24 protein-coding genes are annotated in these 25,049 nt (G+C 66.3%); 6 read left to right on the top strand and 18 right to left on the bottom strand.

Annotated elements, in window-relative coordinates:
- Positions 1-9 precede the first annotated feature (9 nt).
- Positions 10-462 carry a CBS domain-containing protein gene (locus tag NFX52_RS11920; protein ID WP_055394762.1) on the bottom strand — a complete coding sequence of 151 codons (453 nt, stop codon included), beginning with the start codon at positions 460-462 and terminating at the stop codon, positions 10-12.
- Positions 463-609: 147 nt separating this feature from the next.
- Here NFX52_RS11920 and NFX52_RS11915 point away from each other — a divergent pair, with 147 nt between their 5' ends.
- Both NFX52_RS11915 and NFX52_RS11910 read left to right on the top strand, forming a co-directional pair.
- Complete coding sequence (locus NFX52_RS11915; RefSeq protein ID WP_055394761.1) at positions 610-1,920, top strand: O-acetylhomoserine aminocarboxypropyltransferase; 1,311 nt, start codon at positions 610-612, stop codon at positions 1,918-1,920.
- A 2-nt stretch (positions 1,921-1,922) separates the two neighbouring features.
- The gene (locus NFX52_RS11910; RefSeq protein WP_055394759.1) at positions 1,923-2,741 is read left to right on the top strand and encodes an alpha/beta fold hydrolase; all 819 of its coding nucleotides are present in this window, start codon (positions 1,923-1,925) and stop codon (positions 2,739-2,741) included.
- 30 nt (positions 2,742-2,771) lie between these two features.
- Here the strand turns inward: NFX52_RS11910 and NFX52_RS11905 are convergent, their stop codons facing one another.
- The gene (locus NFX52_RS11905; RefSeq protein ID WP_242701124.1) at positions 2,772-4,010 is read right to left on the bottom strand and encodes a DUF418 domain-containing protein; all 1,239 of its coding nucleotides are present in this window, start codon (positions 4,008-4,010) and stop codon (positions 2,772-2,774) included.
- A gap of 131 nt (positions 4,011-4,141) precedes the next feature.
- Between NFX52_RS11905 and NFX52_RS11900 the strand changes: the two genes are divergently transcribed.
- Complete coding sequence (locus NFX52_RS11900; protein WP_055394757.1) at positions 4,142-4,480, top strand: Mpo1-like protein; 339 nt, start codon at positions 4,142-4,144, stop codon at positions 4,478-4,480.
- Between the two features lie 96 nt (positions 4,481-4,576).
- On the opposite strand, the gene NFX52_RS11895 is transcribed toward NFX52_RS11900, so the two are convergent.
- The gene (locus NFX52_RS11895; protein ID WP_055394755.1) at positions 4,577-5,872 is read right to left on the bottom strand and encodes a YihY family inner membrane protein; all 1,296 of its coding nucleotides are present in this window, start codon (positions 5,870-5,872) and stop codon (positions 4,577-4,579) included.
- 21 nt (positions 5,873-5,893) lie between these two features.
- Between NFX52_RS11895 and NFX52_RS11890 the strand changes: the two genes are divergently transcribed.
- From NFX52_RS11890 to NFX52_RS11880, 3 genes are read left to right on the top strand one after another with little or no spacing between them, the layout of a single operon-like run.
- Positions 5,894-6,316 (top strand): DUF2069 domain-containing protein, encoded by a 423-nt coding sequence (locus NFX52_RS11890; RefSeq protein ID WP_252635654.1) that lies wholly within the window; start codon positions 5,894-5,896, stop codon positions 6,314-6,316.
- Between the two features lie 46 nt (positions 6,317-6,362).
- Complete coding sequence (locus NFX52_RS11885) at positions 6,363-7,778, top strand: FAD-binding oxidoreductase (protein WP_055402733.1); 1,416 nt, start codon at positions 6,363-6,365, stop codon at positions 7,776-7,778.
- Between the two features lie 19 nt (positions 7,779-7,797).
- Entirely contained in the window at positions 7,798-8,265 is a 468-nt protein-coding gene (locus NFX52_RS11880) for a GNAT family N-acetyltransferase (protein ID WP_252635653.1), read from the top strand.
- A gap of 185 nt (positions 8,266-8,450) precedes the next feature.
- On the opposite strand, the gene NFX52_RS11875 is transcribed toward NFX52_RS11880, so the two are convergent.
- From NFX52_RS11875 to NFX52_RS11805, 15 genes are all read right to left on the bottom strand, one after another.
- Positions 8,451-8,921 carry a GNAT family N-acetyltransferase gene (locus tag NFX52_RS11875; RefSeq protein ID WP_252635652.1) on the bottom strand — a complete coding sequence of 157 codons (471 nt, stop codon included), beginning with the start codon at positions 8,919-8,921 and terminating at the stop codon, positions 8,451-8,453.
- 14 nt (positions 8,922-8,935) lie between these two features.
- Positions 8,936-9,211: a hypothetical protein gene (locus NFX52_RS11870; protein ID WP_055402739.1), complete on the bottom strand. Its 276-nt coding sequence runs from the start codon at positions 9,209-9,211 to the stop codon at positions 8,936-8,938.
- 75 nt (positions 9,212-9,286) lie between these two features.
- Positions 9,287-10,321 carry a PfkB family carbohydrate kinase gene (locus tag NFX52_RS11865; RefSeq protein WP_055402741.1) on the bottom strand — a complete coding sequence of 345 codons (1,035 nt, stop codon included), beginning with the start codon at positions 10,319-10,321 and terminating at the stop codon, positions 9,287-9,289.
- 28 nt (positions 10,322-10,349) lie between these two features.
- The gene (gene xylB, locus NFX52_RS11860) at positions 10,350-11,834 is read right to left on the bottom strand and encodes a xylulokinase (RefSeq protein WP_055402743.1); all 1,485 of its coding nucleotides are present in this window, start codon (positions 11,832-11,834) and stop codon (positions 10,350-10,352) included.
- 124 nt (positions 11,835-11,958) lie between these two features.
- Positions 11,959-12,894 carry an AraC family transcriptional regulator gene (locus NFX52_RS11855; protein ID WP_055402746.1) on the bottom strand — a complete coding sequence of 312 codons (936 nt, stop codon included), beginning with the start codon at positions 12,892-12,894 and terminating at the stop codon, positions 11,959-11,961.
- Positions 12,895-12,923: 29 nt separating this feature from the next.
- Positions 12,924-14,327, bottom strand: coding sequence for a D-arabinitol 4-dehydrogenase (gene dalD, locus NFX52_RS11850; protein ID WP_207402114.1), 1,404 nt, complete (start codon positions 14,325-14,327; stop codon positions 12,924-12,926).
- 19 nt (positions 14,328-14,346) lie between these two features.
- The gene (locus NFX52_RS11845; RefSeq protein WP_055402750.1) at positions 14,347-15,090 is read right to left on the bottom strand and encodes an SDR family oxidoreductase; all 744 of its coding nucleotides are present in this window, start codon (positions 15,088-15,090) and stop codon (positions 14,347-14,349) included.
- Positions 15,087-16,130, bottom strand: a complete 1,044-nt coding sequence (locus tag NFX52_RS11840) for an ABC transporter ATP-binding protein (protein WP_252635651.1) — start codon at positions 16,128-16,130, stop codon at positions 15,087-15,089. The genes NFX52_RS11845 and NFX52_RS11840 overlap by 4 nt, the downstream gene beginning before the upstream one ends.
- 160 nt (positions 16,131-16,290) lie before the next feature.
- Positions 16,291-17,136 (bottom strand): carbohydrate ABC transporter permease, encoded by an 846-nt coding sequence (locus NFX52_RS11835; protein ID WP_252635650.1) that lies wholly within the window; start codon positions 17,134-17,136, stop codon positions 16,291-16,293.
- A 15-nt stretch (positions 17,137-17,151) separates the two neighbouring features.
- On the bottom strand, positions 17,152-18,015 hold the full coding sequence (locus tag NFX52_RS11830; protein ID WP_055402757.1) for a carbohydrate ABC transporter permease: 864 nt from the start codon (positions 18,013-18,015) through the stop codon (positions 17,152-17,154).
- A 157-nt stretch (positions 18,016-18,172) separates the two neighbouring features.
- On the bottom strand, positions 18,173-19,504 hold the full coding sequence (locus NFX52_RS11825) for an ABC transporter substrate-binding protein (RefSeq protein ID WP_055402759.1): 1,332 nt from the start codon (positions 19,502-19,504) through the stop codon (positions 18,173-18,175).
- A gap of 391 nt (positions 19,505-19,895) precedes the next feature.
- A complete protein-coding gene (locus NFX52_RS11820; RefSeq protein WP_055402761.1) occupies positions 19,896-22,379 on the bottom strand; it encodes a TonB-dependent receptor in 2,484 nt (827 codons plus the stop codon).
- 307 nt (positions 22,380-22,686) lie between these two features.
- Positions 22,687-23,772, bottom strand: a complete 1,086-nt coding sequence (locus NFX52_RS11815) for a FecR domain-containing protein (RefSeq protein ID WP_202907235.1) — start codon at positions 23,770-23,772, stop codon at positions 22,687-22,689.
- On the bottom strand, positions 23,769-24,281 hold the full coding sequence (locus NFX52_RS11810; protein WP_055402766.1) for a sigma-70 family RNA polymerase sigma factor: 513 nt from the start codon (positions 24,279-24,281) through the stop codon (positions 23,769-23,771). The genes NFX52_RS11815 and NFX52_RS11810 overlap by 4 nt, the downstream gene beginning before the upstream one ends.
- A gap of 96 nt (positions 24,282-24,377) precedes the next feature.
- Entirely contained in the window at positions 24,378-24,899 is a 522-nt protein-coding gene (locus NFX52_RS11805) for an Ivy family c-type lysozyme inhibitor (RefSeq protein ID WP_055402768.1), read from the bottom strand.
- Positions 24,900-25,049: the final 150 nt, after the last annotated feature.

Raw genomic sequence — 25,049 nt, 5'->3', positions numbered from 1 at the left:
TCGCAGCGTTCAGCCGCTGCGGGACTCGTCTTCCGGCCAGTCGCGGATGTAGGCCTTGAGCATCTTGTTCTCGAAGTTCTGGCTGTCCACGACGGCCTTGGCCACGTCGTAAAAGCTGATCACGCCCATCAGCATGCGGCGGTCCATCACGGGCATGTAGCGCGCATGGCGGTCCAGCATCATGCGGCGCACTTCGTCCATGTCGGTTTCGAGCGTGCAGGTCAGGGGCGCGTCGTCCATGGCCGAGCGCACCAGCATCGTGCCCACGCTGCCCCCGTTTTTGACCAAGGCCTGGATCACCTCGCGAAAGGTGAGCATGCCCACCAGGTCGCCATGCTCCATCACCACCAGCGAGCCAATGTCGCGCTCGGCCATCAGGCTCACGGCACCCGCCAGCGGCTCGTCCGGCGATGCGGTGTAAAGGGTGTTGCCTTTGACGCGAAGGATGTCGCTGACTTTCATGGTGCAGAGTCTCCGGGGGATCGGGAAGAGTATGTGTGGACCCACAGGCACCAGCACATCCGCTGGGGTTGCCGAGGTGCTGCAGGCCGTTTGTCGGCAAATATAGCCCACAATGCCCGCCTGCATTGACAACATGGGAGACACAAGATGCCCGGTTACTCCGACCCCGGCTTTGACACGCTGGCGCTGCACGCAGGCGCGAGCCCCGACCCCGCCACTGGCGCGCGCGCCACGCCCATCCACCTGACCACGTCGTTCGTCTTCGAGTCGAGCGACCACGCGGCTTCGCTGTTCAACCTGGAGCGCGGCGGCCATGTGTACAGCCGCATCAGCAACCCCACCAACGCGGTGCTGGAACAGCGCGTGGCAGCACTGGAAGGCGGCGTCGGCGCGATTGCCACCGCCAGCGGCCAGGCCGCGCTGCACCTGGCGATTGCCACACTCATGGGCGCGGGCAGCCACATCGTGGCCAGCACGGCGCTGTATGGCGGCTCGCAGAACCTGCTGCACTACACGCTCTCGCGCTTTGGCATTGAGACCACCTTCGTCAAACCCGGCGACATTGACGGCTGGCGCGCCGCTGTGCGCCCCACCACCAAGCTGTTCTTTGGCGAAACCGTGGGCAACCCAGGCCTGGATGTGCTGGACATCCCCACCGTATCCTCCATCGCACACGAGGCCGGCGTGCCACTGCTGGTGGACTCCACGCTCACCTCGCCCTGGCTCATCAAGCCCTTCGAGCATGGCGCCGACCTGGTCTACCACTCGGCCACCAAGTTCCTCTCAGGCCATGGCACCGTGGTGGGTGGCATCGTGGTCGACGGCGGCAGCTTCGACTGGGACGGCCCAAAATCCGCCGGCAAGTTTGCCGAGCTGACGCAGCCCTACGACGGCTTTCACAACATGGTGTTCACCGAGGAGAGCACCGTGGGCGCCTTTCTGCTGCGCGCGCGCCGCGAGGGCTTGCGCGACTTTGGCGCCTGCATGAGCCCGCACACGGCCTGGCTCATTCTGCAGGGCGTCGAGACCCTGCCGCTGCGCATGGCGCAGCACATGCGCAACACCGAGAAGGTGGTCGAATTCTTGGCTGCGCAGCCCTTTGTATCGCGCGTGGGCCACCCCATGCTGGCATCACACCCCAGCCACGCCCTCGCGCAAAAGCTGCTGCCGCGCGGTGCGGGCTCGGTGTTCAGCTTTGACCTCAAGGGCAACCGCGAGCAGGGCAAGAAGTTCATCGAAACCCTCAAGGTCTTCAGCCACCTGGCCAATGTAGGCGACTGCCGCAGCCTAGTGATCCACCCGGCCAGCACCACGCATTTCCGCATGAGCGACGAAGCGCTGGCGGGCGCAGGCATCAGCCAGGGCACGATCCGCCTGTCCATCGGCCTCGAAGATGCCGACGACCTCATTGACGACCTGAAACGCGCGCTCAAAGCCGCAGAAAAGGCGGGGGCCTGACCATGCACATCCAAGTCAACGGCGCCGCCATCTACTGCTACACCGGCGGCAAGGCATTTGATGCCGCCAAACCGACCGTGGTGTTCATCCATGGCGTGCTCAACGACCACAGCGTGTGGGCCCTGCAAAGCCGCTACATGGCCAACCACGGCTGGAACGTGCTGGCCATCGACCTGCCCGGCCACTGCCGCAGCAGTGGCGAGGCGCCCGCCACGGTGGAGCAAGGCGCGGACTTCATCGGTGCGCTGCTCGATGCCGCCGGTGTGCAGCGCGCAGCGCTGGTGGGCCACAGCTGGGGTTCACTCATTGCCATGGAGGCGGCCGCGCGCCTGAAGGACCGCATCAGTCACCTGGTGCTGGTGGGCACGGCGTTCCCGATGAAGGTCTCGCCCGCACTCATCGAAGCGTCACAGACCGACCCCGAGAAGGCGATGCGCATGGTCAACGTGTTCTCGCGCAGCACCTTGTCTGCGCCCCCATCGGCCCTGGGCCCAGGCACCTGGGTGTTTGGCGCGGGCATGGCGCTGGGGCGCAAGGTGCTGCGCAGCAATACGGCGGTCAACGTGTTCCACCGGGGGTTTGTGGCCTGCGATAGCTACACCGGCGGCGAAGCCGCCATGGCGCAGCTGACATGCCCGGTGCTGTTTGCGCTAGGCAGCCAGGACCAGATGACACCGCCCAGAGCCGCGCAGGGCCTGGTGAATGCGGCACGCGCAGCAGGCAAATCCGTGTCGATGGCCAACCTGCCGGTGGGCCACAACCAGATGACCGAGGCGCCGGAAGAAACGCTGTTCGCGCTGCGCGACTTTCTGGCCCGCTGAGCAGCGCTCCGCACGCGTCCCGGCCTGCAGTCAGGCCGGGACGCGCCGCCATGCGGGCCACTGCCACTGCGTGAAAGCACGCAGCAGCCATTCCACCGGACCATAGGCATGCGTGGCCATCCAGCGGTGGCTCCACGCCAGCTGGCTGGCGTACAGCACCAGCACGCCCAGCACCACCCATCCCGGCGACACCTGGCCCACCAGCGCCAGGCCGTAGGCCGTGAAGACCAGCGCCCCGACCAGCGACTGCAGCAGGTAGTTCGTCAGTGCCATGCGCCCCGCTGGTTGCAGCGCAGCGCCCAGCCGGCGGCCGGCAGGGCCGCGCTGCAGCAACCACAGCAGCAGCGCGACATAGCCGAAAGTGAGAAACGGTGCGGTGGCCAAATCCACTGCCAGTGCAGCCAGACCCACATGCTCGGGCGAGTGAGCGCTGCCGCCTCCCTGCGTAGAGGCATAGAACAACGCACCCGCCACACCGACCGGCAGGCAGCACACCATCCAGCGGCGCAGTCGCGCGGGGTGCTGCGCCACAGTGGCCAGATAGCCGGTGCGGTGCGCCGCCAGCCCCAACAAGAACATGGCCAGCGCACACGGGCCCTGCACGAACACCAGCACAAACCACACGCCCTCGGCCATGTCCCGCCCGCGCTGCGCAATGGCCTCCAGGGCACTGGCGCGATACGCTTGCGCGGCTTGCTGCGCCTTGGCGTGCAGCTCTGCCAGGGGCAAGTCCATCGGCGGCACCTGCGCCACCAGCCAGGCCAACAGGCCCCAGCCAGCGGCAGTGGCACCCAGCAGCACCAGTGCCAGCACCACTGCCGCGCCCGGACGCACGTCCCGCCATGCGAGCAGCAGCACACCCAGCAGCGCATAGGTAACCAGGATGTCACCCGCAAACAGCAGCCACGCATGCGCCAGCCCCAGCAATGCGAGCCCCAGCAAGCGCCGCAAAAAACGCGGCACGAAAACGCTGCCGGTGCGCCGGGCAGCGTCCATCTGCAGCGCAAAACTATAGCCAAACAGCATCGAGAACAGCAGATAGAACTTGGTCTCGAAGAAGAAGCTCACCAGCCAGCGCACGGCGTGGTCCACCGGCCGCGAGAAGGTCGGGTCAGACACCCCCACGCCAAAGTAGGTGGAGGCAAAGCTGCCCGCATTGACCATGAGGATGCCCAGCAGCGCAAAGCCGCGCAGCGCGTCGATGGCGTGTTCGCGGCCCCCTGCGGGGGCAGCGAAGGACGGGGTGGTTGTGGATTCCGTGGAAGTCATCCTGGCGATGGTGACAGAACCTGTTCAACGACAGCCCACGGCATCTCATGTCCACAGTGGCACTGCATTTTCAAGGGCTTGGGCGTATAAAGCGTTTGGCATCAGGTAGCCCCACCCCCAAGGAGACAACGATGGACATCAGTGCCCCCCACACCACGACCACCGACCCGCGCACCTTCAAGCGTTTCGCCGACTTCTACCCCTTTTACCTCGGCGAGCACAGCAACCGCACTTGCCGCCGCCTGCATTTTGTGGGCTCCACGCTCACCCTGGTCTGCCTGGCCATGCTGGTGGTCACGGGCAAACCGCAGTACCTGCTGTATGGCCTGCTGTGTGGCTACGGCTTTGCCTGGGTGGGTCACTTCGGCTTTGAGAAGAACAAACCCGCCAGCTTCAAGCGGCCGCTCTACAGCTTCATGGGCGACTGGGTGATGTACAAGGACATCTGGACGGGGAAGGTGCCGTTCTGAAGCGGTGATTCGCGGCAGCTGCCTCGGCGATAAATTCAAGTAAAGATAGGCCCTAGCGCTTATCCAACAAGCGCCAGCAGCTATATTTTCGATAGCTTACATGGGCACGGCCCGCTGCGCGCCCAGGCCGGGGTCAGCGCCTGCGCCCACCTGCAGCACATCCTCCAGCAGCAACCCGTCCAGCCGGGCCTGTAACCACAGCGGCTGCAAGCTCTCGGCGCGCTCCAGCAGCAGGCGCTGCACCAGCGGCGCCAGGGGTGTCGCGCCCGGGTTGGCCAGCAGCACATAGCGCGGCTCGGGCACGTCCGCAGCGTCCACCGCCGCATCGTTGACCTGGCCCACCCAGTCCAGCGCGGTCAGCGCCTCGAGCACCGGGGCCAGCTGCAGCACATCCACCCGCAGCAACTGGGCGAGCTGGCCGGGGCGCAGGCCTTTGAGGGGCTGGTGGCGCACGCGGTGCAGCTGCTGCAGCACCTCCACCGCCAGTTGAAACGTCCAGCCCGCCACGGTGCCGCGCCGCGCCACACCTGCCAGCAAGCTGGGCAGGTAGGCCGTAACCACCGCGCCCAGCAGCACGATGACCCAGGCCACATAGATCCACACCAGCAAAATGGGCAGCGTGGCGAATGCACCGTACACCACCGAATACGTTGGCACCTTGCCGAGGTACAGCGCCAGCACCTTCTTGGCCAGCTCGATGCACACGGCCACGAACAGCCCACCCGTCCAGGCGTGCCGCCACTTCACCGGCGTGTTGGGTACATAGTGGTACAGCGACGCCATGCCCCCCGCCAGCACCACAAACTGGATCGAATCGAACAGCAGCTGCACACCATCGGGCAGGCGCTTGACCAGCCCGCCCGAGGCCGACATCACGTACGACGTGAGCGCCAGGCTCGCCCCCATGAGCAGCGGGCCGAGTGTGATGGCGGCCCAGTAGATCAGCACCCGCTGGCCCAGCGGCCGCAGCCGCTGCACGCGCCAGATGTCGTTAAGGGTGCGGTCGATGGTGAGGATCAGCGCCAGCGCCGTGGCCAACAAAATGCTGAAACCTGCCACCCCCAGGCTGCTGGCCTTGGCCGCAAACTGCGTGAGGTAGCCCAGCACCTGGCGCGAGATGCTGTCGGGCACCAGGCTGTTCACCAGCCAGCCCTGCAGCGCATCCTGCAGCTTGCCGAAGATGGGGAAGGCCGTGAACACTGCCAGTGCCACGGTGAAGAAGGGCACCAGCGCCAGGATGGTGGTGAAGGTCAGGCTGCTGGCCGTGAGCCCCAGATGGTCCTCACGAAATCGCTCACGCAGCGTCTGGGCCGTGGTTTTCCAGGGGAAGTGCGACAGCTCGGTCACCAGCGCCTCCGCGCGCTGGGCCACTGCCTGTAAGGACAAGGACATGGCCGATATGATGCCACCCCAATGACCGCATCACCTTCCGCCCCGCCCGCCCTCCCCGTTCCCGCAGACGGCGCTGTGGAATCCACGCGCTGGCTGGCCACCGGCAGCCTGCTGGCGCTGATTGTTCTGTGCCTGGCCTGGGAGCTGGTGCTGGCCCCGTTGCGTCCTGGTGGCTCATGGCTCGCACTCAAGGCGCTTCCGCTGTGCATCCCGCTGGCGGGCATTCTCAAGAACCGCATGTACACCTACCGCTGGGTCAGCCTGGTGATCTGGCTGTATTTCACCGAAGGCGTGGTGCGCGGCTGGAGCGACAAGCCCCCGTCGCAGTGGCTGGCCTGGGCCGAGGTGGCCCTGTGCCTCGTATTGTTCACCGCCTGCACGCTGCATGTGCGACTGCGCCAGCGCAATGCCAAGGCGGCTGCAGCCGCCTCTGGTGCATCCTGATGCTGGCCTCCTCTTTTCATCGCCTTGAAGAAGAAACTCCTTGACCATGACCACTCTGCTTGACACCCTGCGCGCCATCGTCGGCCCCGCCCATGTGATCACCGAAGGCGACCTCTCTGCCTGGGAGCAGGACTGGCGCCGTCGCGTGCGCGGCAAGGCCCTGGCCGTGGTGCGTCCCGCCAGCACACAGGAAGTGGCGGCCGTGGTCAAGGCCTGCGCAGCAGCAGGCACCGTCATCGTGCCCCAGGGCGGCAACACTGGCCTGGCCGTGGGCTCCACGCCCGATGACTCGGGCACGCAGATCGTGCTGAGCCTCACCCGCATGAACGCGGTGCGCAGCGTGGACACCGACAACCTCACCATGACGGTGGAAGCTGGCTGCATCCTGCAGAACCTGCAGGATGTGGCGCAGAACGCGGGCGTGCTGTTCCCCCTGAGCCTCGCGGCCGAGGGCAGCTGCACCATTGGCGGCAATCTGGGCACCAACGCAGGCGGCACACAGGTGGTGCGCTACGGCAACGCGCGCGACCTGTGCCTGGGGCTTGAGGTGGTCACCGCCCAGGGAGACGTGTGGGACGGCCTCAAGGGCCTGCGCAAGGACAACACGGGCTACGACCTGCGCGACCTGTTCATCGGCAGCGAAGGCACGCTGGGCATCATCACCGCTGCGACGATGAAGCTCTACCCCCAGCCCGCCGCCAACCTCACGGCCTGGGCCGCCGTGCCGTCGATGGAACACGCCGTGGCCTTGCTGGGCCTGGCGCACAAGCAGCTGGGTGCGGGCCTCACGGGCTTCGAGGTGATGGGCCAGTTTGCGCTGAGCCTGGTGGGCAAGCACATGCCACAGCTGCGTGTGCCCTTCCTGGGCGACGACAACGCGCCTTGGTGCGTGCTGCTCGAAAACTCCGACAGCGAATCCGAAGAACACGCGCGTGCACGGTTTGAGTCGCTGCTGGAGACCGCGTTTGAAATGGGCTGCGTGACCGACGCCGTGGTGGCAGAGAACCTCACGCAGGCCCACCAGCTCTGGCACATCCGCGAGAGCATTCCGCTCGCGCAGGCCGAGGAAGGCCTGAACATCAAGCACGACATCTCGGTGCAGATCTCGCGCATCCCCGCCTTCGTGGCACATACCGATGCGGTGCTGCAGCGCGAGATCCCCGGCGTGCGCCTGGTCAACTTTGGCCACCTGGGCGACGGCAACCTGCACTACAACGTGCAGGCGCCCGCCGAGGGCGACCCCAAGGCCTTTCTGCGCGAGCACGAAGCCCATGTGAACCACCTCGTCTATGAGGCCGTGGCCGAGTTCGGCGGCTCGTTCTCGGCTGAGCACGGCATTGGCGAACTCAAGGCCGACAAGCTGGAGAAGTACCAGTCGCCTGTGGCCATGGGCATGATGCGCGCCATCAAGCAGGCGCTGGACCCGCAGGGAATCATGAACCCGGGGCGGGTGCTCCAATAAATCCACTGGAGGTCACCCCATGACCGCTGCGGTTACCGTGCGCCCCGTCCAGCCCGAAGACTATGCCGCCTGGCGCCCACCCTGGGACGGCTACAACGCGTTCTACGGCCGCTTTGGCGCCACAGCGCTGCCCGAACACATCAACGCAACCACCTGGCAGCGCTTGCTGGACCCGGCAGAGCCCGTCTTCTGCCTCGTGGCGCACGACGCTGCGGACGGCAAGATCTTCGGGCTTGCGCACTACCTTTTTCACCGCAGCACAACACGCATCGATCCCATCTGCTACCTGAGCGACCTGTACACCTACGAAGCCGCGCGGGGCCGGGGCGTGGGGCGTGCGCTCATCGACGCCGTGTACAGCGCAGCGCGGGCAGCCAAGGCATCGCGCGTGTATTGGCAAACCTACGAAACCAATACCACCGCGCGACTGCTGTACGACAAGATGGCCAAGCACCATGGGTCCATCGTCTACTCGCAGGAACTCTGATCAACGCCTGCCGGCCACGCCGAGATTTACTATGAAAACAATAGCTGATTGCGCTTACACATCAAGCGCCAGGGCCATTTTTTATTAACATTCTCGCTTCCAACAACTGCCATAACCCTGATGGACAGGGCACTCGGCGAGGTCGTGGCTCTGGGCATCGCGTTCCACGCGGCCCAGAGCCCCCTTCAGAACACCTTGCGCATCGGCTGTGCCTGCAGCCCTGCCCAAGACTGCACTGCACCTGCGGGTTCATAGCCATTGCGGCGGTAAAAAGCCTCCGCCGTTCGCGTGCTCTCCAGCCCCAGTGCCGCCAGCCGCGACTGCCGCGCGTGAGCCTCGGCCTCACGCAGTAGGGCGCGGCCTACGCCCTGGTGCAAGGCCTCTGGCACCACATAGCACAACGCCAACGTGGCCCTCGCCAGCAGCGCAAAGCCCACCATCGTTCCGCCCCGGTATGCGCCCCACACCGCAGCGCCCGGCGCGGACATCCACGCAGCAAGGTTCTCGGGCGTCTTGTTGGCCAGCCAGGCCGTCAGGATAGCGGGGTCATTGGCATGGTCGAGCACGCAGCAGTGGGTGATGGACCGACGGATGACCGTGCAGGCGGCTTCTGCCGCCTCGGGGCCCACCGGGATGATCTGTGTGCCCTGAGGCACTGCGCTACCCGCAATCACGCCGAAACCAGCCCTGCAAGCGCGACAGCCAACACAGCGAGCACCCCATAGAACAACAAGCCCACGAATATCAGGCCATTGGTCGTCACCACACGTTGTCCTTCATGCCGGAACGACAGTGCGCCCGCTGCACTCCAGGTCCGCGCTTCGTTGCTGCCCCAGCGCTCAGAGCGCCAGCGGCCCAGGCCGACCACCCGCACCACCTGAGCACCCGTGAAGACGATCAGCACTTCAACCACTGACCACAGCATCGCAACCAGAAACTCCGTCATCGGCATTCTCCGCAAATCAGCGACGGGAAATGATAGACGGCCTGCCACTCCAGAGACGGTGACCGAACCCCCATGTCAGCGCGGGTCTTGGGCTGCGGGATGCTGCTGGCTCCATGCGCGGGCAGCTTTCCAGCCTGGCGGCACGCAGCCTTGCTCCATCACGCACAAACTGGCGCTGGCCAGCGCATGGCGCAGCGCCTGCTGGCACGCATCGGCCGCCAGCGCTTCGACAAACCGCACAAAGCTCGCACCACCGGCAGCCTGCGATTGCCGCAGCAAATGCGCCAGCAGCCCTGCCAGAAAGCTGTCGCCCGCGCCCACAGTGTCCACCACTGGCAGCGGCTGGGCCTCTTTGGCAAAACACTGCACGCCGTTGCGGTGCAGCAGCCAGGCGCCTTCCGCGCCCAGCGTGAGCGCCAGCAGGTGGGCCTGCGGGTTGGCAGCCAGCAGGTGCTGTGCGCGGGCCAGGGCATCCACACCAGGCACGGCCAGATGCTCCAGGTCTTCGTCGCTGGCCTTGATGATGTGGGCGTGGGCCAGCGCGGCGTGCACCGCGGTGCGGTAGGCCGCCAGGTCGGGCATGACGGAGGGGCGCAGATTGGCATCGACCACCACACAGCGGCCTGCGGCGCGCTGGGCGGCCAGCCACGGCAGGTAGATGGCAGTGTCACGCGCGTCGAGCGCCAGCGCGCCGGTGCACACCAACTGCAGCGCGGGCAAGGCGGCGCAGCTATCGCCCAGACCTGCGACGGACACGGCGCGGTCGGCCACGCCTTCGCGGTAGAAGGCGTAGTCGGGGTGGCCATGTGCGTCGAGGTTGACCACGGCCAGTGAGGTGACCTGCAGCACGGGCTCGGGCTGGGCCAGCACCACGCCGTCAGCCACCAGTTGCGTCGCCAGTTCGCGCCCAAAACGGTCGCGCGACAGGGGGTTGAGGTACTGGGTGCCCACGCCTTGGCGGGCCAGCGCACGGCACAGGTTGTAGAGCGCGCCGCCCAGGCACGGCAGGTAGCTGCCATCGGGGCGGCGGATCAGGTCGATGAGGGCCTCGCCGGCAATGGCGGCGTGGATGGGCGCTGTGCCGATGGAAATCGTGGATGCGGAAGTCATGGACGTTTGGAAGGAAGCAGACAGTGCGTCAGAACTGCGATTGCAGCGCGGGGTACAGCGCGACAAAGCGGGCATAGCGTTCGGCCAGCTGGGCTTGTTGTGCGGGCTGTGGCATGAAGGTGGCGTCAGCAGCCAGGGGCTGGCACCAGTGGGCTTCGTCACCACCGCAGGCCATGGCCGCCAGGCGCGCAGCCCCCAGGGCGGCTGCGGCGTGTGCGCCCTGCGGGCGCTGCAGCGGGGCGCCCAACGCGCTGGCCAAGAGCTGCGCCCAGGGGTTGCTGCGGGCACCGCCACCGACCAAGGCCAGGGCTGCGTCATCCCGGCGGGCAGCACCACCCTGCCCGGCCCCGGCGGCACGCATGGCATTGAGGCCATCGAGCAGGCCAAAGCCCACGCCTTCCATCACGGCATAGGCCAGGTCCGCCGCTTCGTGCTCGGCCCGCAGGCACATGAACACGCCGGTGGCAGCCGCGTTGTTGTGCGGTGTGCGCTCGCCACTCAGGTACGGCAAAAACAGCGGCGCCTGCGCCTGGCGGGTGGTGTTGAGGACGCTGACGGCGTCAGACAGTTGCGCCTCGTCGCCACGCCCCGTGAGCCGGGTGACCCAGCCAAACGCACTCGCTGCACTGAGCATGACGGACATGTGGTGCCAGCGCTGCGGCAGCGCATGGGCAAAGGCATGCACGGCGCGCTCGGTGGCAGGCGCAAAAGCGTCCGTCACGCGAAAGACAACACCCGAGGTGCCCAGCGACACAAAGCCCTGCCCCGCAGTGCGGGCGCCCACGCCCACGGCACTGGCGGCGTTATCGCCCGCGCCAGCAGCCACAACGATGCTGTCACCGAGCCCCCAGCGGCGTGCCACATCGCTGCGCAGTGTGGCGGTGGGCGCACTGCCCTCGGCCAGCGTCGGCATGTGCGAAACATCGAGCCCACAGGCTTGCAACATGGCTGGGCTCCAGGCGCGGGCCTGCACGTCCAGCCACAGCGTGCCCGATGCATCGGACATGTCGCTCACCGCATCACCCGTGAGCTGCAGGCGCAGCCAGTCCTTGGGCAGCAGCACGGTGCGGATCTGGTCGAACACGGCGGGCTCGTGCGTGCGTAGCCACAGCAACTTGGGCGCGGTGAAGCCGGGCATGGCGAGATTGCCGGTGATCTGGCGTGACGCGGGAACGGCGTCCTCCAGCTGAGCGCATTCGGCGCTGGCGCGGCCGTCGTTCCACAAGATGGCCGGGCGCAGCACCTGGCCCTGCGCGTCCAGTACCACCGCGCCATGCATGTGGCCCGAGAGGCCGATGCCCCGCACCTGCGCCCACGCTGCGGGAGCCTGCGCGCGCAGCTGCGCCACGGCAGTCTCCACGGCGGCCCACCAGTCGGCGGGGTGCTGCTCGCTCCAGGTGGGCTGGGGGCGCAGCTGGGGCACGGCGGCATCTGCCGTAGCGACCACAGTGTGCGCATCGTCCAGCAGCAGGAGCTTGACACCCGAGGTGCCTAAATCGATTCCGAGGTACATGGGTGATGGACAGATGTCAGTGATTCACAGTGAAAGCCATGGCCCGGCCTTTGCCTTTGGCGGGCTGCGTGAAGGGGTCACGCAACAAGGGCCTCCCCTCTCAGGGTGCAGATCCGGCCGGGGATCAGGAAGTCTTTCCAAACCTTCCCGCGCCCTGCTTGCGGTACTCGCTGGGCGTCATGCCCTTGATGTCCAGAAAGCGGCGGTTGAAGTTGGCCATGTTGTTGAAGCCCACGTCGTAAGCAATGTGCGTGATGTAGCGCTCGGTCTCCATCAGCAGCTGGCACGCGCGGTTCACGCGCACCAGGTTCACGAAGTCTGTGAAGGTATTGCCCGTGGCGCGGCGGAAGAAGCGCGAAAAGCGGCTCTCCGTCATGCCCAGCTCTTGCGCCAGGTCGGCCGCCGACAGCGGGTCGGCCAGGTGGTCGGTGATGCGGCTCACGATGGCGTTGATCTGGTCGAGCTGGGTGTCGTTGTCCTCGCTTTGCAGCTGCGTGCTCGACAGCAGGCGAAAGTCAGTGCAGCGCGCCAGGTCGCTCATGAACTCACAGAAAGCGCCGAACCGGGCGAGCCCCTGGCGCGCCTTAATGCGGTGCCAATGCTCTTGCGCCTGCGCTTCCATGCCAAAGAACTCCACACCGTGGCGCGCGCGCTCCAGCAGAGGCAGCACCTCGCGCAGCTCGGGGATGGTCTCGCTGCTGGCCACCAGCGGCGCGTGCGAGAACTGGATCACCAGGTCGCGCAGCGGCACGCCGCCTTCGGGCAGATCCATACTGATCCAGTTGTGCGGCAGGCGCGGCCCGGTCAGCACCAGGTGGCCGGGCTGGAACTGACCGATCCAGTCCCCCACAAAGACCTTGCCCGAGGTCGCGGTGATCAGGTGCAGCTCGTACTCGTCGTGGTAATGCCAGCGCGCCAGCGGCGTGGGAAACCCGTGCGACAAGCAACGGATGAAGCCCGCCGTCTCGGGCGACTCGTAGCCCAGAGCGGGCGAGCGCACATAGTCGTGTTCCAGCTCGGGCTTGGTCTGGCGCGGGGCGATGGGCGTCTTCACGGTCATTGCGATAGTGGACTCAAATTACACCAGCATCAGGCGCCTGTCCGCTCCGCCACAAAAGCCAACACGCGGGCATAGGCTTTGCGCAGCGCGTCCAACAATTGGGGGTGGCTGGCCATCTCGCCCCACAGGGTCGTGTCGGCCGCATAGGCCGCCACAGGGTCAGCGGCATCGCAGATGGCATGGGCCACGGCGGGATCCATGGCCTGGTCCTGGTAGCTGTAGGGGATCTGCCCCGCGTGCCAGCGCTGCAGGTAGGCCAGGAACAGCGCTGGCAGCATGGCCACGCTGTCGAACGACGCGTTGCGCGCGAGCTTGTCGCGGATAGTGGGCGCAATCATGCCGGGGATCTTGGAGAACGCATCCATGGCCACGCGCTGGTTGGTGTCGGCAATGGCGGGGTTGCCGAAGCGGTCCAGCACCACGTCGCGGTACTGCTCCAGGTTGATGGGGCATGGTTGCTCGGGCGTGTGGAGCACAGGGATCGCGTCGTCGGTGACGTAGTCGTAGGCCATCTGGCGAATGGCCGCGTCGTGTGTGCCTTCGTGGATGTACTGGTAGCCCGCCAGCGTACCCGCCCAGGCAATGCAGCTGTGGGTGGCGTTGAGCAGGCGGATCTTGGCCTCTTCATGGGCCTGCACCGACTGCACCATCTCGACACCGACCGTTTCCCACGCGGGGCGGCCTGCAATGAAGTCGTCTTCAATGACCCACTGGATAAAGCTTTCACCCATGAGTGCTGCCTTGTCGTCCCAGCCGGTGGCAGCCTTCACGCGCTCGGCCACATCGGGCGTGGGGCGCGGCGTGATGCGGTCCACCATGGCGTTGGGACTCGTGGTGTTCTGCTCTACCCACTCTTTGAGTGGCGCATCGCCCAGCGCCTCGATGAACTGCAGCAGCCCGCCGCGCGAGCGGTCGCCGTTGTGGCGCAGGTTGTCGCAGTTCATCAGCGTCACAGCGCCCGCACCGGCTGCCCTGCGCGCGCGCAGGATGCTGACCAGACCGCCGTAGATCGTGTGGCCTGCTTGGCCGGCCTTCACGGCCGCCAAGTCGGCGCGCAGGTCGGCAAACGTGGGCCAGTCGAGCTGGTTCTGGGCATCCAGGTAGTAGCCCGCCTCGGTCACCGTGAAGCTGATGATGCGGGTGGCGGGGTCGGCACCCATGGCAATCAGCGGGGCCAAGTCGTCCTGGTAGGGGATCACCCGCTGGATCGACTCGATGACGGTGTAGTTGCGCTCGCCTTGGGGGGTGACGGTTTCGAGCGTGTAGCGCCCATCCTGCGCTTGCAGCGCCGCGATGGTGTCGGCCATGTCCGGGCGCAGGTTGCCGCCTGCGATGGCCCAGCCCGTGTCGCCCTGCTGGCGCAATGCGTGAACGTAAACGGCCTGGTGGGCGCGGTGGAACGAGCCCAGGCCCAGGTGCAGGATGAAATTCATGGTGCGTGACTGCGGGTTTCTAGAGATCAAAGTTCGTGGGCATCATCACGACGTCGCGGATGGTCATGCCGCGTGGGCGGGTGAGCATGAAAAGCACCACGTCGGCCACTTCGGAGGCCTCGATGAGGCTGCCGCTGGCCTTGGCCTCGGCCAGCTTTTCCGCGGGCCAGTCGGCCAGCAGCGAGGTAATGACGGGCCCGGGCGAGATGGAGCCCACACGAATGCCGTGCTTGAACACCTGGCGGCGCACGGTCTGCACGAAGCAGTTGACCGCCCACTTGGACGATGCGTAGACGGGCTCCCACGGGGTGGGGAAGTGCGCGGCCAGCGAGCTGGTGACGATGATGTCGCCCGCGCCGCGTTCGATCATGTGGGGCAGCACGTTGTGCACGTTCTTCATCACCACGTTGACGTTCAGGTTCAGCATGCGGTCGATGGCGTCGGGGTCGGCATCCACCAGGTCGCCACCCACATACAGCCCGGCGTTGGCGTGGAAGATGTCGAGTTGTCCCGCAATGGCCAGCGTGCGCGCAAGCAGGCTCGCACACTGCTTTGTGTCCAGCAAATCCAGCACCAGCGGCGACGCTTGGGCGCCGATGGCAGCGCAAGTCTTGTCCAGCGCTTTTTCATCGCGGTCGATAAGTACCACGTGCACTCCAGCGTCGGCCATGGCCTTTGCACTGGCAAACCCGATGCCCGATGCAGCGCCGGTGACGGCGGCCACCTTGCCGTGCAATTCCCGGCCTGCGGTCACGGCGGTCATGCAGCTGCACCCGCGACAACACGGCCCGCAGGGTCGAACCAATGGGCGTGCGACGCGTCGATGTCCAGGCTCACCGCATCGCCGGCGCGCAGGCCTGTGCGGTCGTTCTGGCGCGCCACAAACTGCGCGCCGCTGGGCGTGCTCACGTAGATCAGCGTCTCGGCGCCCAATGCTTCCACCAGGTCCACCTGGCCCGGCACCGGCGTCGCGCCGGTGTTGCGCACCGTGATGTTCTCGGGGCGCAGGCCGATGGCACCGCCCTCCGCCCCGGCGGGTGCCTGCTGTTGTACAGGCGATGGCAGCTGCGGCAGGGGCACCACATTCATCTGCGGCGTGCCGATGAACTGGGCCACGAACTGGTTGGCGGGCCGGTCGTACAGCTCCAGCGGCGTACCCACCTGCTCGATGACGCCATCGCGCAGCACCACCACGCGGTCGGCCAGCGTCATGGCCTCGACCTGGTCGTGCGTCACGTAGATGGTGGTGGCCCCGAGGTCGCGGTGCAGCTTGGCGATCTCCACCCGCGTCTGGCCGCGCAGCGCTGCGTCGAGGTTGGACAGCGGCTCGTCGAACAAAAAAACCTTGGGCGCGCGCACGATGGCGCGGCCGATGGCCACGCGCTGGCGCTGGCCGCCCGACAGCTCCTTGGGCGTGCGCTGCAGGTACTGCGTGAGGTTGAGAATGCGCGCGGCGTTCTGCACCTTCTCGTCGATCACCAGCTTGTCCACCTTGGCGAGCTTGAGCGCAAAGCTCATGTTCTCGTACACGCTCATGTGCGGGTACAGCGCATAGCTCTGGAACACCATCGCCAGGTCGCGCTTGCTCGAGGGCTGGTCGGTGATGTCGCGGCCGTCCAGCATCAGGGTGCCGCCGTCGATGTTTTCGAGCCCCGCGATCAGCCGCAGCAGCGTGGACTTGCCACAGCCCGAGGGGCCGACGAAGACGATGAACTCGCCTTGCTGGATGGTGAGGTCGATGCCCTTGATGGCGCGGTGTTCACCAAAGAATTTCTCGATGCCGCGCAGTTGAAGGTAGGCCACTCTAGTGCTCCGAATAACAGGTTGGTTCCGATCCGCCAGCAGCGGTGGTTTGAACAGGGGCGCAAGGCGCGGTAGCCGCGGAACCGGCTTTGCCGGGCCGCTGGCTGCGCCCCCTGGAGGGGGAGGCGCCGGAGGCGCTTCGGGGGGGAGTCATGTCCATTTACTTCACGGCGCCAAACGTCAGGCCCTGCACCAGCTGCTTCTGGCTGAACCAGCCAAAGACCACGATGGGCGCAATGGCCATCAGCGAGGCGGCGGACAACTTGGCCCAGAACAGGCCCTCGGGGCTGGAGTACGACGCGATCAGCGTAGCCAGCGTGCCGGCCTGGGCGGCGCTGAGGTTCAGGCTCCAGAAGGCCTCGTTCCATGACAGCACCAGGCACAAGAGGCCGGTGGACGCGAGGCCGCCCATGCCCAGCGGCAGCAGCACCAGGCGCACCTCCTGCCACAGCGTGGCGCCGTCCATGCGCGCGGCTTCCAGAATCTCGCGCGGGATGTCCTTGAAGTGCGAATACAGCATCCAGACCATGATGGGCAGGTTGGACAGCGCGAACACGATGATGAGCGCAAGCTGCGTATCGAGCAGGTGGCTCTTTTGCGCCAGCACATAAATGGGTACCAGCGCGCCCACGGCGGGCATCATCTTGGTCGAGAGCATCCACATGAGGATGTCCTTGGTGTACTTGCCCTTGAAGAAGGCCATGGCGTAGGCCGCAGGCGCGGCCAGCATCAGGTCCACCAGGGTAGAGACCACGCTGGTGATGACCGAATTCTTGGCGTACAGCAGGTAGTCGCTGCGCTCCTGCACCTCGTGAAAGTTCTCGAGCGTGGGGATGAAGAACAGCTGCGGCGGCACGGCGATGGCCTGCAACTCGGTCTTGAACGCAGTGAGGAACAGCCAACCCAGCGGAAAGAACAGCAGCAGGGCCACGCCCCAGGCGGCCACGGTGCGCAAAGCCAGCAGGCCCAGCGGGTAGTTGGAGCGGCGTCGTTTTGTCGTTGTCATGAGCGTTGCCCCGTCTTACTTGTCAAGGTTCTTGCCGACCATGCGGATCAGAAACACCGCCGCGATATTGGCCAGCAACACTGCGAACAGCGCCCCGGCCGAGGCCACACCCGCGTCGAAGTTGAGCAGTGCCTGCTTGAAGATCAGGAAGGTGACGTTGGTGCTCGCATCGCCCGGCCCGCCACCCGTGGTGGTGTAGATCTCGGCAAAGATGCTAAGCAAAAAGATGAGTTCGATCATCACCACCACGGCCACCGAGCGCGCCAGGTGTGGCACATACAGGTAGCGCAGCTGCTGCAGGTAGTTGGCGCCGTCCATGCGCGATGCTTCCAGCTGTTCGTGGTTCATGCTCTGCAATGCGGTCATGAAGATCAGCGTGGCAAACGGCAGCCACTGCCATGACACCATGACGATCACCGAGAACAGCGGGTGGTCGGTAAGCCAGTCCACCGGCTGTGCGCCAAAGAACATCCACACCTGGGCGAGCACGCCGTAGATAGGGTTCATCATCATGTTCTTCCACATCAGCGCGTTCACCGTGGGCATGACAAAGAACGGCGAGATCAGCAGCACCCGCACGATGCTCCGGCCCGGAAATGGATCGTTGATGAGCAGCGCGATCGCCACGCCGAAGAACACCGTGATGAGGATCACGCTGCCCAGCAGCAGGATGGTGTTGACCACTGCAGCCCCGAACGATGGGTCGGTGACGAAGTACTCGAAATTCTCCAGCCCCGCAAACCCCGTCTGGTCGGGCTGCATGAGGTTGTAGCGGATGAGCGAGAAGTAGATCGTCATCACCAGCGGCACGATCATCCAAAGGAAGAGCGTGGCCATGGCTGGCGTGAGCAGCAGGCGGGGAAGCAGGCGGCGGTTCATGGGAATTCCGATACAGACTTACACAACGCAGTGAGGCAAGCGCCCAGTGGGCGTAGCGAGCGGCCCGAGGTGGGGGTGCTGTACCGCAGTCGTACTCCCGTACGGCGAGGAACACCGCCCCCAGATCGGGCCGCGCAGTAGCCCAATGGGTGCTTGCCTATTTGTAGTAGCCGGCCTTCTTCATTTCGCGGTCTGCCGACACCTGGCTGGCTTTGAGCGCCGCGTCCACCGTCGTCTTGCCCGCCAGTGCCGAACTCATCTGCTGGCCCACGGCGATGCCAATCGACTGGAACTCCGGAATCGCAGCGAACTGCACCCCCACATACGGGCTCTTGGGCAGCGTCGAATCCGTCGGGTTGGCCGAGTCGATGGCCGTCTTCTCAGCGGCCGCAAAGCGCGCTGCCTTCTGGAACTCGAGCGATGCGTACGTGCTCTTGCGCGTGCCGGTGGGCACATTGGCCCAGCCGTTGGTCTTGGCCACGAGCTGGATGTATTCCTTGCTGGTGGACCAGGTGATGAACTTCTGCGCGGCGTCCACCTTTTTGGAACCAGCCGGGATGGCCAGATTCCACGACCACAGCCAGTTAGCGCCCTTGGGCGTGTTCATGGTGGGCGCCTGGGCAAAGGCCATCTGGTCGGCCACCTTGGACTGCTTGGGGTCCGCCACGAACGATGCCGCAATGGTCGCGTCCACCCACATGCCGCACTTGCCCGAGTTGGTCAGCGCCAGGATCTCGTTGAAGCTGTTGGCGGCAGAGCCGGGCGGGCCGTAGTTCTTGAGCAGGTCCACGTAGAAGTTGATCGCGTCCTTCCAGGGCTTGGACTCGAGCTGCGGCTTCCACTGCATGTCGAACCACTGGCCACCAAAGGTGTTGACCAGCGTGGTCAAGAACGCCATGTTGTCGCCCCAGCCCGGCTTACCGCGCAGGCAGATGCCGTACACCCCGTTCTTGGGGTCGTGCATCTTGGCGGCCAGGTCCTTGATCTGCGGCCAGGTGGGACGCTCGGGAACCTGCACGCCCGCCTTGTCGGCCAGGTCCTTGCGGTACATGAGCATCGAGCTTTCGCCATAGAACGGCGCAGCGAACAGCTTGCCGTCGATGGACAGGCCGTTTCGCACGGCGGGCAGCAGGTCGTCCACGTCGTACGCAGCGTCGGTTTTCAGCTCCTGCAGCCAGCCCTTCTTGCCCCAGATGGGCGCCTCGTACATGCCGATCGTCATCACGTCGAACTGGCCGCCCTTGGTGGCGATGTCGGTGGTCACGCGCTGGCGCAGCACGCCTTCTTCCAGCGTGACCCACTTGAGCTTGATGTGGGGGTTCGCCTGCTCGAAGTTTTTGCTGAGCTTTTGCATCTCGATCATGTGGCCGTTGTTCACGGTGGCAATGACCAGCTCGGTCTGCGCGCTGGCGGCGCCGCACAGCGACAGGGCCAGTGCAGCGGCCAGGGCCAGGCGCTGGGGAGCAAAAACACGGGGGGAATGTGGCATCGGAATGTCTCCTTCGTAATTGGTATGGGATCGACCGTTCAACGCCAGTGCAGGCATACGGCATTGACGAACTGAACGATACCGATGCTGCAATGCTCGATTGGTACTCCAGATGCCTCCACAAATACCAATTTGCACCAGATACTCAGGATTTATACCTAGAGGTGTCAACAGGGTATCTAACCGACCAGGAAGAGAGGGGCCGGACCCCCAGCACGGTTGAAGTCGCGGATGCCCCAAATCACTATCAAATCAATAGCGTTTGGCGCTTACCTATCAAGCGGTAGAGGCCAATTTAATTCATATTTCGTGCACCAAGGCCCACTGGGGAAGACACCACTACCCCCTCCTCCATCCATTTGCCCGTCCGCCCACGGCAGCACTGCTCCCGTCAGAAATCCACCGTGGCAGAGAGAGTCACCGTGCGAGGACTTCCTACATACAGCCAGTTGCCGGAGCCGCTGGACCAGTAGTTGCGGTTGAACAGGTTGTCCACGCCCGCGCGCAGCACCAGCGGCCGGCTCCACGCCTGGGTCTTGTAGCGGGCACCGATGTCCCAGCGCGTCCAGCCCGGAATGCGCCGCAGGTTGGCGGCGTCCACATGCTGCGCGCTGCTGGAGATCATGCGGGCCGACAGCGTCAGTCCTGGAACGGCAGCCACGTCGTGGTCGCTGCCCAGGTTGAGCTGCCAGCGCGACACATTGGGTGCGGCGTTGCCGTTGTAGGTGCCGCCTTCGGTTTTGGTCAGCCGGGCATCGTTGAAGGTCACGCCGCCCAAAAGGCGCGTGCCCCGGGCCACCTCGCCGAAGACATTGAGTTCAACGCCGCGGTTGCGCTGCTCTGCACCGACCTGGTAGGTGAACGTGCCATCGCCGTTGGACGCCACCAGCCCGCTCGGCTTCTGGATGTGGAACAGGCTCGCTGTGGTGCTGAAGCGGCCCCAATCGGCCTTCACGCCCACCTCCCGCTGCTTCGTCCGGACCGGCGGAAACACCTGTCCGGCGTTGGTGGTGCCCAGCGGCGCTGAATCGCCCTGGACCAGCCCTTCGATGTAATTGCCGTAGAGCGATACGTGCGGCTGTAGCTTGAACACCGCCGCCAGCGCCGGCGTTACCGCGTGCTCGTCGTACGCGGTGCTGCCTGCCCCGGTGGTGGTGTCGTACTTGACGACCTTCACGCGCTGGTAGCGGGCACCCAGGGTGACGGACAGGCGGTCTTGCCACAGCGAGACGGTGTCGGCCAGCGCCACAGACGGCAACTGCAAGGAATCGGTCTGTGGCGGCCGCGATGAGAAACCGTCGATGGACGGACGCGCTGTGGCCGCGGGTGCATACATGTTCGTGGCGAAGCTGTCGAAGCCGTAGTACTGCGCCGTGAAGCCGCTGTCCTTCTTCAGGTACGACGCATGCAGGTGGATGCGGTGCGTGAGCTCGCCGGCGCGCACCGTGCCCTGCAGGCCGCCTTGCACGGTGCGGTAGTTCGTCCAGTTGGGCCAGAAGTACGTGGTGGCCTGCGCATCGCCTTGCACGCTGGTCACGAACACGTCGTTGGCGAGGTAGCGGGACCGCGTGTGGCTGCCACCGGCCGCCGCAGAGAGCGTCCAGTCGGGGGTGAGGTCGTACTCGGCTTTGGCCAACAGGTAGTTGCTCTGCGACCTGGCGAATTCCCAATCCTGGGCGATGCGTTGGCTGGCCCGGGGCGGCCTGGGGATGTCAATGGCGTCGTCGATACCGAAGCCAGCGGCGCCTTGCGGCGCTTCGTTGTTCATCGTCTGGTGGCCGGCATCTACCGAGGCCCGCAACTGGCTGCCCTGGTAGTCCACGGCCAGCGCCGCAGCCCCCAGCTCGACGGACTGGCCCTGGGTGGCGGTCTTCCCGTCACGGTAGACGCCGTTGAAGCGCACACCCCACTGGTGGTCGTCGCCGAACCGGCGGCCCACGTCCAGGTGGCCGCCCAGGTTGCCTTTGGATAGGTAAGTGGTGGTCAGGCGGGTCAGCGGCACGTCGCCCGCCCGCTTGGGCACCAGGTTGATGGCGCCGCCCACCGCGCCGCCCGCCCCAGGCGCCATGCCGTTGAGCAGCGCGTTGGGGCCCTTGAGCACCTCGACGCGCTCGGCCGCTTCGACCGCCACGGTACGGTTGGTGGCGATGCCGCCGATCCCGTCGAACAGCACCGAGTCCTGCACCGAGAAGCCGCGGATCAGAAAGATGTCGCCCCCCGCAGCAGCGTTGGTCAGGCTGTAGGACACCGTGCGCACGGACGGGTCGTTGGCCAGCACATCGGCTACGGTGATCGCCTGCTGGTCCTGCATGAGTTCGGCCGTGTAGCTGGTGATGTGAAACGGCGTGTCCATCAGGCTCTGGTGACCCAGCAGGCCGACCCGGCTGCCCGTGGCAACCTGGCCGCCGGCATAGGCGGGCGGCAAATCGCCGGGCGCTGCCTCGGCGCTGGCCGTCACGGTGACGGCGCCCAGGGTGGCGGCATCGCTGAGCCGCGGTGCCTGCGCTGCAGGGCGCGATGCCTCGCGCAGCGTGAAGACGCCGCCCGTGGCCTGCCGCAGCTCCAGCCCCGAACCCGCCAGCGCGCGGCGCAGTGCCTCGGGGGCATCGAAGCGGCCCCGCACGGGCGCCGCGTTGCGGCCTTCCACCAACTGCGCATCGGCGGTGAGGGCCAGGCCTGCGTCGCGCGCGATGCGGTTGAGGGCCGCCCCCAATGGCCCGGCGGGCAGGTCGTAGTCGCGCACCGCCGCAGCGCTGGCCGTGGCCGCGGGGGTCTCTGCCGTGGCTGGCTGTGCAGCCACCGCAGAGGCCGCCAGCGCGAGCAGCAGCGCCGCAGCGCAGGGGTTCAGCGGAAAGGGGAGAACAGCAGAGGGCATGGGTCAGGCTCCGAAACGGGTCACGTCAGAAAAGAGGGGCAACCGCGCGGATGCACGGTCTCTGTCTGATTGCCGAACGGGTGCCGAAAAGTGAGAGGGGGCCGGGGCAATTTCTTTTTCGGGCCGGCATCGTTGGTGGATGGGGTGCCAGCTGGCAGCGGCGCTCTGGGTTGATCTGCTTCGGCGGGTGGATCTGGGTTGAACTGAATGGAACCGTCGATCAGCCGCACCAATCCGCTCATCTTTTGATAGCTTCCAGCGCTTGCCCATCAAGCGGTAGCGGCCTATTTTCTTAGTATTTTCATCCTCAGGGCGCAGCACGCGGCTTGAGCATGACCCACCAGCGCGTGGTCCAGACCACCTCCACCGGCACGGCCGCAGTCAGAGCCAACAGGGCCTGGTCGGTGTCCGCCAGGGGCAGCGTGCCCGTCACGCGCAACCCGGCCACACGGGGGTCGACACCCAGGTGGCCGACCCGGTGCCGCGCCAGCATGGCCACCACCTCGCCCAAAGGTTGGTTGTCCACGACCAGCATGCCGTCCTTCCATGCGTCGGCATCGGGCGGGGCCGCCCACGGGTCCACCCACCCGCCTTCCAGCCGCGCGCCCTGCCCGGCCGACACGATGCGCTCGGCAGCGCACGGCTCGGACGCTGCTGCCGCACAGTTCGCCGGGCGGGCCGCAACGGCCGACTGGGTGACCGCGACCTCGGTGGCGGGCGCGCCACGGCCCTGCGCCCCATCGCTGCCAGCGGTGTGCGCCCGTGGCCAGCGGCGCACGGTGAAGCGGGTGCCCAGAGCGCGCAGGCTGCCGTCCTCGGTCAGCACGACGAACGGGCGTCGCTCGGCCGGGTCGGCATGGCTGGTTTCCACGGCCACCTCGCCCGCGCGCAGGTGGATGGCGCGCTGGTCTTGGCTGAACACGACATTCACAGCGCTGCGGGTGTTCAGGTGCAGCACGGTCTGGTCGGGCAGCACGATGGTGCGGCGCTCGCCGGTGGCGGTGCGGTGGTCGGACAGCAACTGGCCCACGGGCTGGTAGCGGTCCAGCACCAGCACCCCGCAGGCCACCGCCAACGCCAGTCCCAGCACGGCGCCCGCCACACGGGCAGGACGGCGCCGGCGCGGTGGCAGCAGCAACGCTGCGCGGGCTCCGGGACCTGCGGCGGCGCGGGCCAAGTGCTGGTCGATGTCGCCCAGCTGGCGCCAGGCGCGGGCATGGTCGGGGTGTGCGGCCACCCAGTCGGCCAGGGCTTGGGCGTCCGCCGGCGAGGTATCGCCCTCGCCCTGGCGCAGTTGCCAGCCGATGGCGGCCTCCAGCACGGCAGGCGGCACGGGATGGTCGTCGCCTGTACCACCAGGTGGGCCGCCCATTGTCCAGCCCGCACTGCTCACGCCGCGCCGCCAAAACGCAGGTGGTAGGCGTGGCGCATGGCGTTGGCCAGGTATTGGCGCACGCGGGGCAACGACACCTGCAGCCGCTCGGCAATCTCTGCATGCGTGAGACCATCGAGCCGGTTCATGAGCCACGCTGCGCGCGTTTTGGGCGTCAGGCCCTGCAACAATGCATCGACCGCGTGGAGCATCTGCACGGCGGCCAGGCGCTCTTCGGGGGATGGCTGCAGCACCTCGGGCTGCAGGGCCAGGTCTGCCAGGTAGGCGCGCTCCAGTTCACCCCGGCGCCAGAAGTCCACCAGCAGCCCGCGTGCCACCGTGGTCAGGTAGGCGCGCGGCTCGCGCATCGCGTCGGGGGCGATGGCGGTCGGCCGTGCGAGCAGGCGCACGAAAGTGTCCTGCGCCAGGTCGGCCGCATCGTCGGCACAACCGAGCCGCCGGCGCAGCCAGGACTGCAGCCATCCGTGGTGGTGGCTGTAGAGCGCGTGCAGGGGATGAGCGGCAGACATGGCGTGACGGCCTTTTTGAGAATGATTCTCGATTATAGAAACACATTCCCGCCCAGATCCTGGGCACGCCACCACGCGGACAGGTCGGCTGCGCGCTCAGCGCCGCGCGTTTTCCATCATCGTGGCAACGTGGGCCGGCAGGGTCTTCGGGGTCCCCAGGTCCTGCACGTCCCATTCCTCCCCGCCGGTCAGCAGCCATACGCGTACCGTGTCGGTGGCGGCGTGGATCACGATGGCGGCGGCCGCCGTGTCGCCTGCGTCCGGCCGGTTGCCGGTGATGTAGAGCATGGAGCCGTCTTGCCGCAGCGGCCCACTCACCTGCAGGTTGTCCAGCAGCACGTTGTAGTTGGCGAGACCGAGCAGCCCACTCAGCCGCTCGGCCAGCGGGCCGGCACGCAGGAAGTCTGAGCCCCCGACCGGATAGTTGCCTACCTGGGTTTGCAGGTTCCCCCAGGGATTGGCGGGCGCGGCAGGTACGTCGTTGAGCACAGGACGCGCGACCTTGCGCGGCGCAGTGGGCGCGGTGGGTACCGTACCCACGCAACCCGGCAGCAGCACCGCCAACGCAAGAGCGGCCAGCACGGCGCGTGACAAAGGGGCTGGAGAGACAGGGCGCATGATCGGGGGCTTCTTTCTAGAAAGTGACCCGTCCTACCCAGCGTTGACACGTGGACCTTTCAAAAGGGCATGTGTCATGGAATCGAGTGTCAAACGCACGCAGCGCGACTACACGCTGGCCTTTAAATTGGCGGTGGTGGAGCAGGTAGA

This window comes from Acidovorax facilis (genome assembly GCF_023913775.1).
Lineage (GTDB): Bacteria > Pseudomonadota > Gammaproteobacteria > Burkholderiales > Burkholderiaceae_C > Acidovorax > Acidovorax facilis.
The sequence above is the reverse complement of the archived record's forward strand: the minus strand, read 5'-3'. Positions and strand labels throughout refer to the sequence as shown.